Source organism: Clostridium sp. TJA020 (assembly GCF_058310295.1).
In genome coordinates, this window is sequence record NZ_JBZEFC010000009.1 from 49,527 (window position 1) to 63,327 (window position 13,801).

Below are 13,801 nucleotides of genomic sequence, written 5' to 3' on the forward strand. Positions count from 1 at the left end.
ATAATGAAATTTTGTTCGCTTTATAGTGGGAGTAGTGGAAATAGTATTTTTGTAGGTAACGATAATACTAGAATATTAGTTGATGCTGGAATGCCAGGCAAGAAGATTGATGAAGCACTAGCAAGGATAGATCAAAATCCAAAAGATATAAATGGTATTTTTGTGACACATGAACATTCAGATCATATTAAAGGTGTGGGAGTTTTATCAAGGAAATATGATATACCTATATATGCAAATGATAAAACATGGGAAGCCATGAAAGGATCTATTGGCAAAATAAAAGAACACAATATAAAAATAATGGACAGAAGAAGTATGGTAATTATAAATGATTTAGAGATTAAATCATTTGTAATACCTCATGATGCTATTTCTCCAGTTGGATATACAATAAAGTCAAAAGATAATTTAATAAGTATTGCAACTGATTTTGGTACATTTACTGAAGAAATAAGAGATAATATAAAAGATTCTAATATTATACTTTTAGAATGCAATCATGATGTTAGTATGCTTAAATTTGGTCCTTATCCTTACAATCTTAAGAGAAGGATATTAAGTGAAATAGGACATTTATCAAATGATGATTGTGGAGAAGCCATTGCTGAAATTATAAAGCATGGTAATGATAAAAAAATAATATTAGGTCACTTAAGTGGTACAAATAATCATCCAGACTTAGCTTATCAGACAGTTTTAACTTCTTTAGCCGAAAAAGGTATTGAAGAAGGTTTGGATGTTAAAATTTCAATGGCTAGTAGACATGAACCTAGCTCATTAATTAACTTATAATAAGAAGGAAAGAGGGAGAATGAGATGAGTTTATACAAAAATTGGACTGACATGGTTGTTGAATATGTAAAAACAAAAGGTGAAAAAGCTTTTTGGGAAGAGTATGGTAAGATAGAAACAAATATTTATAAAGATTTATTATCAAACCACAAAGAAGTTAAAAAAACAACAATAAATAATTTAGCTAAAGAACAAAATACAACTGAAGAATTCGTAATGGGATTTGTTGATGGAATAAATGATAGTTTAAAAGTTCCATATGATTTAGAAACTATAGATGGAAACACTGAATTAGTATTAGATATAGATTTTGAGAAATTATATTTTAATATGTTAGATGCAAAAGCTGATTATTTATTTAATTTACCACAATGGGATGGAATTTTTTCAGAAGAAAAGAGAAAAGAAATTAAAAAAGCATATAATGATTCAAAGACAGTAAGAAATGAAGAAAAGATAGGCAGAAACGATCCATGTCCATGTGGAAGCGGAAAAAAATATAAGAAATGTTGTGGAAAATAATTTAGACATTTAAAAGCTCATAAGATTTTATGAGCTTTTCTTAATATTTAGAACAAGTTATATTAAATTTATTTTTTTTTATTTTTATATAAATATTTAGGAGGTTTTGTATTATGGATAAAAATGTTATATGGGCAAATGAACAAAAGATAACCAGAACTGTACAAGCTATAAATAAAAATAATATGAACGGATACTATGCAAAAGATAGAGAAGAACTTATAAGAATTATAGAAGATATAGTAAGTGAAAATTCCTTAGTTTCATGTGGAGGTTCTATGACTCTTTTTGAAACTGGTGTAATGGAATATTTAAGGAGCGGAAGATATAAGTTTTTAGATAGGTATAAAGAAGATATTACAAGAGAAGAAGTTGTAAATATGTTTAAGGAATCATTTTTTGCTGATGCATATTTTACAAGTAGTAATGCTGTTACTGAAAATGGGGAACTTTATAATGTAGATGGAAATGGAAATAGAGTTGCAGCAATGCTTTATGGACCAGAAAAGGTTATAGTTATTTGTGGAGTAAATAAAATAGTAAAGAATGTTGAAGAAGCAATAAAAAGAAATAGAGAATGTGCTGCACCAATAAATGCAAAAAGATTAAATAAAGAAACACCATGTTCAAAGGTTGGATATTGCATGGATTGTAAAAGTAAAGATAGAATATGCAATGAGTATACTTTAATAAAAAGACAAAATAGAAAAGAGAGAATACACATAATATTTTTAAATGAAAACTTAGGATATTAAAAAAACATATGCACTAGTTAATAAAGTATAACTATACTTAATTTTTTGAACGCAAGGAGATACTTTCAAAATAAAATTAAAATAACTAGTGCATTTAACTATTATAAATATATGATTTTGGTTAAAACATTATTACATAATTTCAAAAATGTCTAGTTTAGGAGGAAAAATGAACATAACATTAGTTACCGTAGGTAAATTAAAAGAAAAATATTTAAAACAAGCTATTGATGAATATTCAAAAAGGTTAGGAAGATACTGCAGACTTGATATAATAGAACTTCCGGATGAAAAAACTCCTGATAATGCATCAGAGAAAGAGGAAATTCAAATAAAGGAGAAAGAAGGTAGATTAATACTTGCAAAAATAAAGGATAATTCCTACGTTGTAGCTATGGATTTACAAGGTAAAGAAATTACATCAGAGCAGTTTTCGAGTTTTATAGAAAAGTGTGGAGTTACTGGTAATTCAAATATAGTATTTATAGTTGGTGGAAGCCTTGGTCTTTCTGATGAAGTGAGAAGAAGAGCAGATTATAAGTTATGTTTCTCTAAGATGACTTTCCCACATCAGCTATTTAGAGTTATGCTTTTAGAACAAGTATATAGAGCTTTTAGAATAATGAACAATGAACCGTACCATAAATAGGTGCGGTTTTTTAGTTCATAAATATATATTTTTAGTAAATAATATTTTTATTTTATGATAAAGTTTAAATAACTCTAAACTTTCCCTTTTATATGCTAAATACTTGAATTTTTGATGTAAGATTAACTTATAAGTAAAAGAAAGTCATTAAACTTTTTTTTATCTAAATAATTAAATACTTTTTAACTTAAAGAATAAAAAGGAGGAAATTATTATGATAGCACCATTAAATGGTATTAAGGTTATTGACTGGACTCAAGTACAATCAGGTCCAGCTTGTACTCAGTTATTAGCTTGGTTAGGAGCTGATGTAATTAAAATTGAACGTCCTGGAACTGGAGATCCAACGCGTAGTGAGTTGCTTGATTTACCTGATTTAGACGGATTATATTTTTTACAACTTAATAGTAACAAGCGTTCAATAGAACTAGATATTAAAACTCCAGAAGGGAAAGAGATTTTAAAAAAACTTTTAAAAGATGCAGATATTTTTGTTGAGAATTTACATCCAGGAGCTGCAGATAAATTAGGCTTCTCTTGGGAAGAAGTCCATAAATTAAATCCTCGTCTTATATATGGTTCTATAAAAGGATTTAATCCTGATTCACCTTATGCAAACGTTAAGGCTTTTGAACCAGTTGCACAATGTGCCGGTGGAGCTGCAGCTACAACTGGATGGTGGAATGGAGAATGTAATATTCCAACTCAATCAGGAGCTGCACTTGGAGATAGTAATACAGGAATGCATTTGGTAATAGGGCTGCTTGCAGCATTGATGCAAAGAGAAAAAACAGGTGAAGGCTGTTTTGTATACCAATCAATGCAAGAAGCCGTGTTAAACTTATGTAGAGTAAAACTTCGTGATCAATTAATTTTAGAACATACAGGAACACTAAAACACTTCCCTGGATATCCTGAAGATAAAATAGGAGATACAGTACCTCGTTATGGTAATGCAGAAGGTGGACAAGTGCTTGGTTGGTGTTATAAGTGTAAAGGTTGGGAAAAAGATTCCAATGCATATGTTTATATTGTTTTACAAAATGAGGACAAGGCATTTGCTAAGGCTTGCGAAGGTCTTGGAAAACCAGAATGGATTACAGATCCAAAATTTAATACTCCTGCAGCTCGTAATTTGGTTAAACAAGAAATCTATAAAGAAATTGAAAAATATACAATAAATAAAGATAAATTTGAAGTTATAAAAGAGTTAAGTAAATTTGGTGTTCCATGTGGTCCAGTATTAAGTATGGCTGAAATAGAAAAAGATGAATCACTTCGTAAATGTGGAACACTTGTAGAGGTAGAACAACCTGGACGTGGAAAATTCTTGACAATAGGTTGTCCACCAAAATTCTCAAGCTATACTCCTGAAATTAAAAAAGCTCCTCTTCTTGGAGAACATACAGATGAAATTTTAAAAGATATTGGATACTCTGAACAAGAGATATCTATGTTACGTGATAAACACGTTATATGTAAATAGATAATTTTAGTTTTGTGGTAATTGTATACAATTACCGCAAAATTATTTATCGTAAGTATTAAATTTCATATTTAGGAGGTAATTATGGATATTAATCAAAATAATAATTTAACAGATGGAATGCATATTCTTGTTGAAGCTTTTAAAAAGAATGGAATTAATACTATATATGGAGTAGTAGGTATACCTGTAACTGACCTTGCAAGACATGCTCAAAAAGAAGGAATTCGTTATATAGGTTTTAGACATGAGCAATCAGCAGGAAATGCTGCAGCTATAACTGGATATTTAACAAAAAAACCTGGAATTTGTTTAACTGTTTCAGCTCCAGGATTTTTAAATGGATTAACCGCACTTGCTAATGCAACTGTTAATGGATTTCCAATGATTCAAATTAGTGGATCTAGTGATAGGTCTATTATTGATTTGCAACAAGGAGATTATGAGGAATTAGATCAAATGAATATAGCAAAACCTTTTGTAAAAAAAGCATATAGAATTAATAAACCTGAAGATATAGGTATTGGTTTGGCTAGAGCTATTCGTGCTGCTACATCAGGAAGACCTGGTGGAGTTTATTTAGATGTAACAACTAAATTATTATCAACTGTAATGGATAAGGTCGAAGCTGATAAGACACTTTTTACTGTTGAGGATATTTCACCTAAGGTTATTCCTTCAATTGATTCAATTGATAAAGCTTTAAAATTACTTTCTGAAGCAAAAAAACCATTAATTATTTTAGGAAAAGGTGCTGCTTATTCACAGGCAGATAATGATATTAAAGAATTTATAGAAAAAACAGGAATTCCTTTTTTACCAATGTCTATGGCAAAGGGACTACTTCCAGATGATCATTCACAATGTGCAGCAGCAGCTCGTTCATTTGTTCTAAAAAATGCTGATGTTGTTGTATTATTAGGAGCTCGTTTAAATTGGCTATTACAGCATGGTAAAGGAAAGCATTGGAATCCAGATGTTAAGTTTATACAACTTGAAATAGATCCAAAAGAAATAGATAGTAATCGCAAAATTGAAGCACCAGTAGTTGGTGATATAGTTTCTAGTATGAAACTTATGGTGAAGGGGTTATCAGATACTACAGTTAAAGCTGAGCAATCCTGGGTAAATGATATTGAAGAACATAAGAAAGTTAATGTAGAAAAGATGTCAACTAAATTAAATACAGAAACAAATCCAATGAATTTCTTCAATGCTCTTAAAGTTGTTAAAGAAGTTGTTGATGATAATAAGGACATATATCTTGTTAATGAAGGTGCAAATACATTAGATGATACAAGAAATGTTGTAAATATGTATTATCCTCGTAGACGTTTAGATTGTGGAACTTGGGGAGTTATGGGAATTGGAATGGGTTTTGCAATAGGTGCTGCTGTTACAAGTGGTAAGAGAGTACTTGCAATAGAAGGAGATAGTGCTTTTGGTTTTAGTGGTATGGAAATTAGTACTATATGTGAATACAAGCTTCCTGTTACAATTGTAGTATTTAATAATGGTGGAATATATCGTGGAGATCATGTTAATTTAAGTGGTGGATCAGATCCTTCTCCAACAACACTAATGGCTTCAGCAAGATATGATAAATTAATAGAAGCTTTTGGTGGAGTTTCTCACAATGTTACAACACCTGAAGAATTAAAAAATGCAATTAAAGATGGAATAAATTCATCAAAACCAACTTTAATTAACTGTGTAATAGATCCAAAAGTAGGAACAGAGAGTGGTCATATTTCATCCTTAAATCCTAAAAATAAAGTTGGAAATTAATATTTTAATTAAAGGGAGTTGATAGTATGTGGGACATTATTATGAAAGACATAGTTCCGATTTTTGTAATTATGTTTTTAGGATTCTATTCTGGAAAAAGAAAAGCTTTTACTCCAGAAAATGCTAGAATATTTAATAAATTAGTTCTTAATTACGCACTACCTGCAGCTTTATTTGCATCAATAGTAAAAGCAAACAGACACATGTTATTTGTAGATATTAAATTAACCATTGTAAGTATAGTTGTTATTGTAGGAGTTTTTATGTGGTCATTTTATGGGTGTTATAAATTTTTTAAACACACTAAAGCAGAGGCTGCAATATGTGCATTGATTGCTGGTTCTCCAACAATTGGATTCTTAGGCTTTGCTGTTTTGGAACCTATATTTGGAACAACAGCAGATACAGGATTAGTTGTTGCAATTGTATCAATTGTAGTTAATGCCATTACTATACCTATAGGTTTAGCATTACTTAATCCTGGCGTAAATAAAGAAGTTGTACAAGATACTGCTGATATTAGTTGTGAAACAGGAATAAAAAAAGAATTTGATGTGTTTGAGAGAGATTTAAAGAATCTTGAAAAAAATCCCATTATTAGTGCTTTAAAGCAACCAGTTGCATGGGCACCTATATTAGCTGTTATTATTGTTTTACTAGGAATTGAATTTCCACCAATACTTTATCCTAACTTTGAACTTATAGCTAAGGCAAACTCTGGTGTTGCTGTATTTGCTGCAGGTTTAACTTTATCAGGATTAAAGTTTGAGTTTGATAAGGAGATTATTTATAATACTTTTGTTAAATTAATACTTATGCCAGGGCTTTTATTAATTGTAGGATTACTTGTAAAATTAGATCCAACTCATCTTCAAATGCTTGTACTTGCTGGAGCTTTACCACCTGCATTTTCAGGTATTATTATTAGTAGCCGTTATCAGACATATGTTCGTACTGGTACATCTTCATTAGCTGTAAGTGTACTATTGTTTATAATTGCTGCACCATTCTGGATTTGGATAACAAATATGGTTTCAACAATGAGCTTTTAAATGAGCAAAAATCTTTTTCTATTAAATATTATAAAAGAGAAATATAATATAATAAAAAAGATTTATAAAGTATTAATTTTTACTGGGTACTTATAAGTAGAATGAGTTTTACAAAAGTTAAGTTATATAAATAAATAGCAATATAAAGATTTTATGAAAAAGCAATTAGTTTATATGACTAAATTTGCGTAATAATTATTTAACACAAGTGTTAAGGAAAGGATTTTAAATAATTTTATCTTAAATTATTTAAAATCCTTTTACTTTATAAAAAATTTAGATAAGAATTTATTTCAACTTTAAAGAAATTTTATATAGTAATTAAAGTTTGTAATAATAAAAATTATAAAGAATGAGAATATTTATATATGAGTACATTTATATAAAAAGGGAGGTAATAAATTGAGTAAAGTCTTATATATTAAAGCAAATAATAAACCAGAGGGAGAATCAAGAACCTTTAAAGTATCTGATTATTTTATAGAAGAATATAAAAATAACAATCCAAATGATGAAATAATCACATTAGATTTGTATAAAGAAAATATAGAATTCTTACAATTAAAAGATTTAGAAAAATTATTTGGAGTAAAGGATGAAAATAAAGAAAAAGAGTCTTTATTAAAATATTCTTATCAATTTAAAGATGCTGATAAATATGTAATTGCAGCTCCAATGTGGAATTTAAGTATACCTGCTATATTAAAGGCGTATATAGACTATATTAGTGTTTCTGGAATTACATTTAAGTATACTGAAGAGGGACCAATAGGATTGTTAAAAAATAAAAAGGCTATACATATAGTTTCAAGAGGTGGGGAGTATTTTAATTCACCATATGAAATGGGAGATAGATATTTAAGAACAATACTTGGATTTCTTGGAATAAAAGATATTCAAACAATAGCTATGGAAAATCTTGATGTTTTAGGAATTGATATTGAAGAAAAAATATTAGAAGGTAAAAATAAAGCAAGAGAGGTAGCTAAAAGCTTTTAATTAATTATAAAAATAGTATCTCTTTAGAGATACTATTTTTTGTTTAGAATCCATTCTTTTTAGCGTCTATACCACTTTCGTTTATGCCAGGTTCTTTAGTAGTTGTTGTAAATTTATTTTTTGACCATTGATTCTGAGTTTTATGGCCATTAGATAAATAGTTTTCTTTAGTGTATTCTCTTTTATGTTTACTATTCATAAAATATCACCTCTTTCAACATTATGTTATGAAGAAATAAAGAAAATTATATTAAGAAATAAAAGGTTATTTAATTTTCTTAATATTACATATAGCAATAATTAAGATTTGTATTGATATCATATATGATATAATATCAACATAAATTTTAATAAGTTTGGAGGATGTATGTATGTTTACAAGAGAAGAACTTTTAACTATTAAAGATGCATTTAAAATTGCTGATGAAAAATATATTAATTTAATAGAAGAAAATAAAAACAATCGAAAGAAAGTTGTGGTTTATAATAGACAACAGAAAAAGTTATGGCTAGTTCAAAATAAATTAAATAAGTTAATAGAAGAAATTAAGTAATTTAATAAATTATCTTGTAATTTATAAATAAAAAATCCCTAATATTAAATAATAATACTAGGGATTTTTTATAATACTAAAGATTGAATATTTTTTACATAAAACTTATAAGATATACTTTTGAAAAATTATTAACTATATATTGTAGATTATAATTTTTTTATTGCTATTTAATACAGTTTAAATACTTAAAAGAAGTGTATTGTTTTAGAGGTTAAGTGTATTACAAAAAGATAATTAAATATATAAACTTATTATAATATTATAAATTTTAGATATTATTTATATTATGATTTTTTATGACTATTATAATTAGATTTAATACATTAAATTTCTATATAAGTATATCAAAATAAGTTTAAGCCAAAATAAAATAGTATTAAAAAAGTATTTAAGTGTATTAAATAAAAAAAGTTTAATATTAAAAAATAATGCGTAAACCTTTAAATTACACACTTAATAAGATTTTGATACTTATTAATACAAAAATTTGGCACGATAATTGCTAAATAAATAAGTGAGCATTATAAATTGTTCAAGAAAGGTTAATGTATAAAAATTTATAATAATTATTTTGGTTACAATTTATTTTAAAAAGAACTTATTTATAAATTTTATCGTAACAAATAAAAAATAGGAGGTATACATATGGTAGGAATTATTCTTGCTAGTCACGGTGATTTTGCTAAAGGTATCTTACAATCAGGTTCAATGATTTTTGGAGAACAAAAAAACGTGCAAGCTGTTACTTTGATGCCGAGTGAAGGTCCTGATGACATTAAAGCAAAAATGAAAGATGCAATTGCATCCTTTGACAGCCAAGATGAGATTTTATTCTTAGTTGATCTTTGGGGCGGTACGCCATTTAACCAAGCAAATAGTCTATTTGAAGAACATAAAGATAAATGGGCAATTGTTGCTGGTATGAATTTACCAATGGTTATTGAAGCTTATGGAGCACGTCTTTCAATGGAATCTGCACAAGAAATTGCAGCTAGCATTATAAGCTCAGCTAAAGAAGGGGTTAAGGTTAAACCAGAAGCATTAGAACCAGCTAATGATGATAAACAAAATTCAGGTTCAGTTAAGCAGTCTAATGCGGGCACACCTGGATCATTTGAATACGTTTTAGCTCGTATTGATTCTCGTTTACTACATGGTCAAGTAGCAACTGCTTGGACAAAAACTACACAACCAACAAGAATTATTGTTGTATCAGATGCAGTAGCTAGAGATGAACTTCGTAAGAAATTAATTCAACAAGCTGCTCCTCCAGGAGTTAAAGCTCATGTTGTTCCTATTGATCAAATGATTAAGCTTGCAAAAGATGATCAGCATTTTGGAGGACAACGTGCGATGCTTCTTTTTGAAAATCCAGAAGATTTACTTAGAGCAGTAGAAGGTGGAGTGCCTATAAAGACAGTTAATGTTGGATCTATGGCTCACTCTGCTGGTAAAGTTCAACCAAATAAAGTTCTTGCTTTTAGTCAAGAAGATATTGATACTTTTGAAAAACTTAAAAAAGCTGGATTGAATTTTGATGTTCGTAAAGTTCCAAATGATTCAAAAGGAAATATGGACGAAATTCTTAAAAAAGCACAAGATGAATTAAATAAATTAAAATAAGTATATTTATTTTAATAAAAAAAGGAGGATTACATAGTGGATCTAAATATAATTCAAATAATATTAGTTATTATTGTTGCGTTTTTAGCTGGGATGGGAGGAATCCTAGATGAATTCCAATTTCATCAACCTCTAGTTGCGTGTACTTTAATTGGTCTAGTTACAGGTAACTTAATACCATGTTTAATATTAGGTGGTAGTTTACAAATGATTGCTTTAGGTTGGGCAAATATAGGTGCTGCGGTAGCGCCTGATGCTGCATTAGCATCTGTCGCAGCTGCAATTATTTTAGTTCTTGGTGGTCAAGGTAGAGCTGGAATTGATGCAGCTATAGCTATAGCAATTCCATTAGCAGTTGCAGGATTATTATTAACAATTATTTGTCGTACAATTGCAACAGCATTCGTACACTTTATGGATGCGGCTGCAAAAGAAGGAAATATTAGAAAAGTTGAAATGTGGCAAATCATTGCTATTTGTATGCAAGGTATACGTATAGCTCTTCCAGCAGCATTAATTTTATTAATTGGTTCTGGTCCTATTAGTGCATTACTTAACGCTATGCCAGCTTGGTTAACAGACGGTTTAGCAGTAGGTGGTGGAATGGTTGTAGCTGTTGGTTATGCAATGGTAATCAATATGATGGCGACAAAAGAAGTATGGCCATTCTTTGCAATTGGTTTTGTATTAGCAACTATTCCTCAAATTACACTTATGGGATTAGGTGCAATCGGTGTATCTATAGCTCTTATTTACTTAGCACTTAGCAAAAAAGGCGGTTCAGGTAATGGCGGATCAAATACAGGAGATCCAATAGGCGATATTATCGATAATTATTAGGAAGGGAGAGAAGACGAAAATGGAAAAAAAATTAAAGTTAACAAAAAAAGATCGTCTTTCTATTTGGTGGCGTTCAACTTTCATTCAAGGATCTTGGAACTATGAAAGAATGCAAAACGGTGGTTGGGCATTTTCATTAATTCCAGCAATCAAAAAATTATATAAAACTAAAGAAGAAAGATCAGCTGCATTAACACGTCACTTAGAATTCTTTAATACTCACCCATATGTAGCTTCACCTATTATTGGGGTAACATTAGCATTAGAAGAAGATCGTGCAAATGGATCACCTGTGGATGATGTAACTATTCAAGGTGTTAAAGTTGGTATGATGGGACCTTTAGCAGGTATTGGAGATCCAGTTTTCTGGTTTACTGTTAGACCTATATTAGGAGCATTAGGTGCTTCACTTGCTATGGCAGGTAATATTCTTGGACCTATTATATTCTTCTTTGCTTGGAATATCATACGTATGGCATTTACTTGGTATACACAAGAGCTTGGATATAAAGCTGGTTCTCGTATTACAGAAGATTTATCAGGTAACTTATTACAAGATATTACAAAAGGTGCATCTATACTTGGTATGTTCATCTTAGGATCATTAGTTAATAGATGGGTATCTATTAAGTTCACACCAGTAATATCATCTGTTCAGTTAAGTAAAGGTGCTTTCATAGATTGGGCTAACCTTCCAGCTGGAGCAGAAGGTATAAAAGAAGCGTTAATTCAACAATCAGCTGGTTTATCATTAACTACTGATAAAGTTACAACTTTACAAAGTAACTTAGATTCATTAATACCTGGACTTGCAGGATTATTATTAACACTTCTTTGCATGTGGTTACTTAAGAAAAAAGTATCTCCAATTGTTATTATTCTTGCTTTATTCGTAATCGGAATTGTTTTCCACTTAATAGGTTTAATGTAATATTTTTATTTAGCCTGGGTTAGTGTAATATTTTTTTACTTAGCCTAGGCTTTTTACATAAATAATTTAAAGTTAATTTTAGAATGATAACTTTTATGATATTATGAAATTAAAAAAGAATTATTTAACTTATAATTTTAATTAAATAATTAGATAAGTTTATAAATTAATTAACAATAAAATTACTGGTTTTTGTAAGTGATTTTTAATTATTTGAATAAATACATAATTATAAAAAAATATATATACTAAGTGAAAAGAGGTAAGGATATGGTTAAATCAATAAATACAAAGGTAGATTTAGTAATTGATGCAACAGCTTTTACAGGCTTGACTGATTATGGGCAAATAATGATTGGTGATAAAGGTTTTGAATTTTATAATTCTCGTGATATTAGAAAATTTATTCAAATTCCTTGGGAAGAAGTTGATTATGTTATTGTATCTATAATATTTAAGGGGAAGTGGATTCCACGATATGCAATTCAAACTAAGAAAAATGGTACATATTCCTTTTCATCTAAAGATCCAAAGAAAGTACTTCGTGCTATTAGAGAATATATTGATCCAAATCATATAGTTAAGTCATTAAGCTTTTTTGATGTTTTAAAAAGATCTGTAAAATCAATATTTAATAAAAAATAATATTAAATAGTTTGTACTTAGTATAATATAAGGTTTATACAAAATGAAAAACTATAATATATAAATATACATTATATAATGATATTAAATTTAATAATATAATCTTATTACAATTATTTTTGAAATATAATTAAAAAATATTTTATATAAAAGTGTATTACGAATACAAAAGCAAGGCGTTTCTGAGGGTGAGAAGCGCTTTTGTATTTATAAGATAAATTTAGTATTAATAGTAAGAAGATTATTATTTAAATTATAAGATAATAATTAAATAAACATTATTTTATAATTATTATAGTAATAAAAATTATTAATAAGCTTTATAAATAAGAAGTTATACCTTTTAGTACTATAAATATAAAATATTATAATGAGAGTATCTTAGATAAGTTTTTATAATATTTTATATTTATATATCATTAAAGGTATAATTATCTAAATAAAATTTATACATATAATTTTATATTTAAAAGATTTTTAGTAATTATAAAAATTATTTAATAAAAGCTTAAATTTTATATTTCATGTATACTTTTATAAATATTAATTAATATAAATTTAAGTAACTTGAATATTTAAGTTAGATATGTACTTAATAGATAAGATAAACTAATTACTGAATAAAGAATTTATAATGCATATTTCGATGTAAAGAAAGGTATAAAATTACAAATAAGTTTAATAAAGATGTATATTTATAGAAAACTTAGCCTAGTATATCAATACATGAAAAATAAAGAAAAAGTAAGAAAAAATGAATATAATAATAATAAACTTATTTTTGAACATAATTTTAAGTAAAAAGTTACAAAAAAGTATATATAATTACATACATCGGATGTGCCGAACGAAATATCGAAAGATAAAAATAGTTTTATTAAAAAAATAAAAAAACTATTGACATTGTTCGATGCATATGATAAGATAAACGAGTCGCTTGAGGGCGACGAGATAAAATGGTCTTTGAAAATTGAACAGAATATAGAAATACATTTAGAACCAGCAATTCTTTTTACAAGTAAGTTTTAAGAGTAAGATTAAACTTTTTATTGAGAGTTTGATCCTGGCTCAGGACGAACGCTGGCGGCGTGCCTAACACATGCAAGTCGAGCGATGAAGTTTCCTTCGGGAAACGGATTAGCGGCGGACGGGTGAGTAA

At 28.3% G+C, this 13,801-nt stretch carries 14 protein-coding genes and 1 rRNA gene; 14 read left to right on the forward strand and 1 reads right to left on the reverse strand.

Going from position 1 to position 13,801, the window contains the following annotated elements:
- The first annotated feature begins 3 nt into the window (after positions 1-3).
- The 8 genes from AC4FQ1_RS12140 to AC4FQ1_RS12175 all read left to right on the forward strand — a co-directional run bounded on the left by AC4FQ1_RS12140 (position 4) and on the right by AC4FQ1_RS12175 (position 8,046).
- Positions 4-795: an MBL fold metallo-hydrolase gene (locus AC4FQ1_RS12140; protein ID WP_491169775.1), complete on the forward strand. Its 792-nt coding sequence runs from the start codon at positions 4-6 to the stop codon at positions 793-795.
- Between the two features lie 24 nt (positions 796-819).
- Positions 820-1,317 (forward strand): SEC-C metal-binding domain-containing protein, encoded by a 498-nt coding sequence (locus tag AC4FQ1_RS12145; RefSeq protein ID WP_303130626.1) that lies wholly within the window; start codon positions 820-822, stop codon positions 1,315-1,317.
- Positions 1,318-1,430: 113 nt separating this feature from the next.
- Positions 1,431-2,072, forward strand: a complete 642-nt coding sequence (locus AC4FQ1_RS12150; RefSeq protein WP_491169776.1) for a lactate utilization protein — start codon at positions 1,431-1,433, stop codon at positions 2,070-2,072.
- 169 nt (positions 2,073-2,241) lie between these two features.
- Entirely contained in the window at positions 2,242-2,721 is a 480-nt protein-coding gene (gene rlmH, locus AC4FQ1_RS12155; protein WP_491169777.1) for a 23S rRNA (pseudouridine(1915)-N(3))-methyltransferase RlmH, read from the forward strand.
- Between the two features lie 214 nt (positions 2,722-2,935).
- Positions 2,936-4,207 (forward strand): formyl-CoA transferase, encoded by a 1,272-nt coding sequence (gene frc / locus AC4FQ1_RS12160; RefSeq protein WP_491169778.1) that lies wholly within the window; start codon positions 2,936-2,938, stop codon positions 4,205-4,207.
- Between the two features lie 84 nt (positions 4,208-4,291).
- Entirely contained in the window at positions 4,292-5,995 is a 1,704-nt protein-coding gene (gene oxc, locus AC4FQ1_RS12165; protein WP_491169779.1) for an oxalyl-CoA decarboxylase, read from the forward strand.
- Between the two features lie 41 nt (positions 5,996-6,036).
- A complete protein-coding gene (gene yfdV / locus AC4FQ1_RS12170; protein ID WP_491169780.1) occupies positions 6,037-7,047 on the forward strand; it encodes a transporter YfdV in 1,011 nt (336 codons plus the stop codon).
- Between the two features lie 402 nt (positions 7,048-7,449).
- Complete coding sequence (locus AC4FQ1_RS12175; protein WP_491149490.1) at positions 7,450-8,046, forward strand: FMN-dependent NADH-azoreductase; 597 nt, start codon at positions 7,450-7,452, stop codon at positions 8,044-8,046.
- A gap of 43 nt (positions 8,047-8,089) precedes the next feature.
- Here AC4FQ1_RS12175 and AC4FQ1_RS12180 read toward each other — a convergent pair whose 3' ends face one another.
- Entirely contained in the window at positions 8,090-8,245 is a 156-nt protein-coding gene (locus AC4FQ1_RS12180; protein ID WP_491149492.1) for a hypothetical protein, read from the reverse strand.
- Between the two features lie 172 nt (positions 8,246-8,417).
- Here AC4FQ1_RS12180 and AC4FQ1_RS12185 point away from each other — a divergent pair, with 172 nt between their 5' ends.
- The 6 genes from AC4FQ1_RS12185 to AC4FQ1_RS12210 form a co-directional block, all read left to right on the forward strand.
- Positions 8,418-8,600: a hypothetical protein gene (locus tag AC4FQ1_RS12185; protein ID WP_491169781.1), complete on the forward strand. Its 183-nt coding sequence runs from the start codon at positions 8,418-8,420 to the stop codon at positions 8,598-8,600.
- 648 nt (positions 8,601-9,248) lie between these two features.
- Positions 9,249-10,226, forward strand: a complete 978-nt coding sequence (locus tag AC4FQ1_RS12190) for a mannose/fructose/sorbose PTS transporter subunit IIA (protein WP_491169782.1) — start codon at positions 9,249-9,251, stop codon at positions 10,224-10,226.
- A 36-nt stretch (positions 10,227-10,262) separates the two neighbouring features.
- The gene (locus tag AC4FQ1_RS12195; RefSeq protein ID WP_287569974.1) at positions 10,263-11,066 is read left to right on the forward strand and encodes a mannose/fructose/sorbose family PTS transporter subunit IIC; all 804 of its coding nucleotides are present in this window, start codon (positions 10,263-10,265) and stop codon (positions 11,064-11,066) included.
- A 19-nt stretch (positions 11,067-11,085) separates the two neighbouring features.
- A complete protein-coding gene (locus AC4FQ1_RS12200) occupies positions 11,086-11,997 on the forward strand; it encodes a PTS system mannose/fructose/sorbose family transporter subunit IID (protein ID WP_491149496.1) in 912 nt (303 codons plus the stop codon).
- A gap of 270 nt (positions 11,998-12,267) precedes the next feature.
- Positions 12,268-12,642: a DUF956 family protein gene (locus tag AC4FQ1_RS12205; RefSeq protein WP_491169783.1), complete on the forward strand. Its 375-nt coding sequence runs from the start codon at positions 12,268-12,270 to the stop codon at positions 12,640-12,642.
- A gap of 1,045 nt (positions 12,643-13,687) precedes the next feature.
- Positions 13,688-13,801, forward strand: a 16S ribosomal RNA gene (locus AC4FQ1_RS12210); the annotation flags it as partial.

Coding starts and splice junctions, on each gene's coding strand:
- AC4FQ1_RS12140 (WP_491169775.1), top strand. CDS start 4: ATGAAATTTTGTTCGCTTTATAGTGGGAGTAGTGGAAATAGTATTTTT.
- AC4FQ1_RS12145 (WP_303130626.1), top strand. CDS start 820: ATGAGTTTATACAAAAATTGGACTGACATGGTTGTTGAATATGTAAAA.
- AC4FQ1_RS12150 (WP_491169776.1), top strand. CDS start 1,431: ATGGATAAAAATGTTATATGGGCAAATGAACAAAAGATAACCAGAACT.
- rlmH (WP_491169777.1), top strand. CDS start 2,242: ATGAACATAACATTAGTTACCGTAGGTAAATTAAAAGAAAAATATTTA.
- frc (WP_491169778.1), top strand. CDS start 2,936: ATGATAGCACCATTAAATGGTATTAAGGTTATTGACTGGACTCAAGTA.
- oxc (WP_491169779.1), top strand. CDS start 4,292: ATGGATATTAATCAAAATAATAATTTAACAGATGGAATGCATATTCTT.
- yfdV (WP_491169780.1), top strand. CDS start 6,037: ATGAAAGACATAGTTCCGATTTTTGTAATTATGTTTTTAGGATTCTAT.
- AC4FQ1_RS12180 (WP_491149492.1), bottom strand. CDS start 8,245: ATGAATAGTAAACATAAAAGAGAATACACTAAAGAAAACTATTTATCT.
- AC4FQ1_RS12185 (WP_491169781.1), top strand. CDS start 8,418: ATGTTTACAAGAGAAGAACTTTTAACTATTAAAGATGCATTTAAAATT.
- AC4FQ1_RS12190 (WP_491169782.1), top strand. CDS start 9,249: ATGGTAGGAATTATTCTTGCTAGTCACGGTGATTTTGCTAAAGGTATC.
- AC4FQ1_RS12200 (WP_491149496.1), top strand. CDS start 11,086: ATGGAAAAAAAATTAAAGTTAACAAAAAAAGATCGTCTTTCTATTTGG.
- AC4FQ1_RS12205 (WP_491169783.1), top strand. CDS start 12,268: ATGGTTAAATCAATAAATACAAAGGTAGATTTAGTAATTGATGCAACA.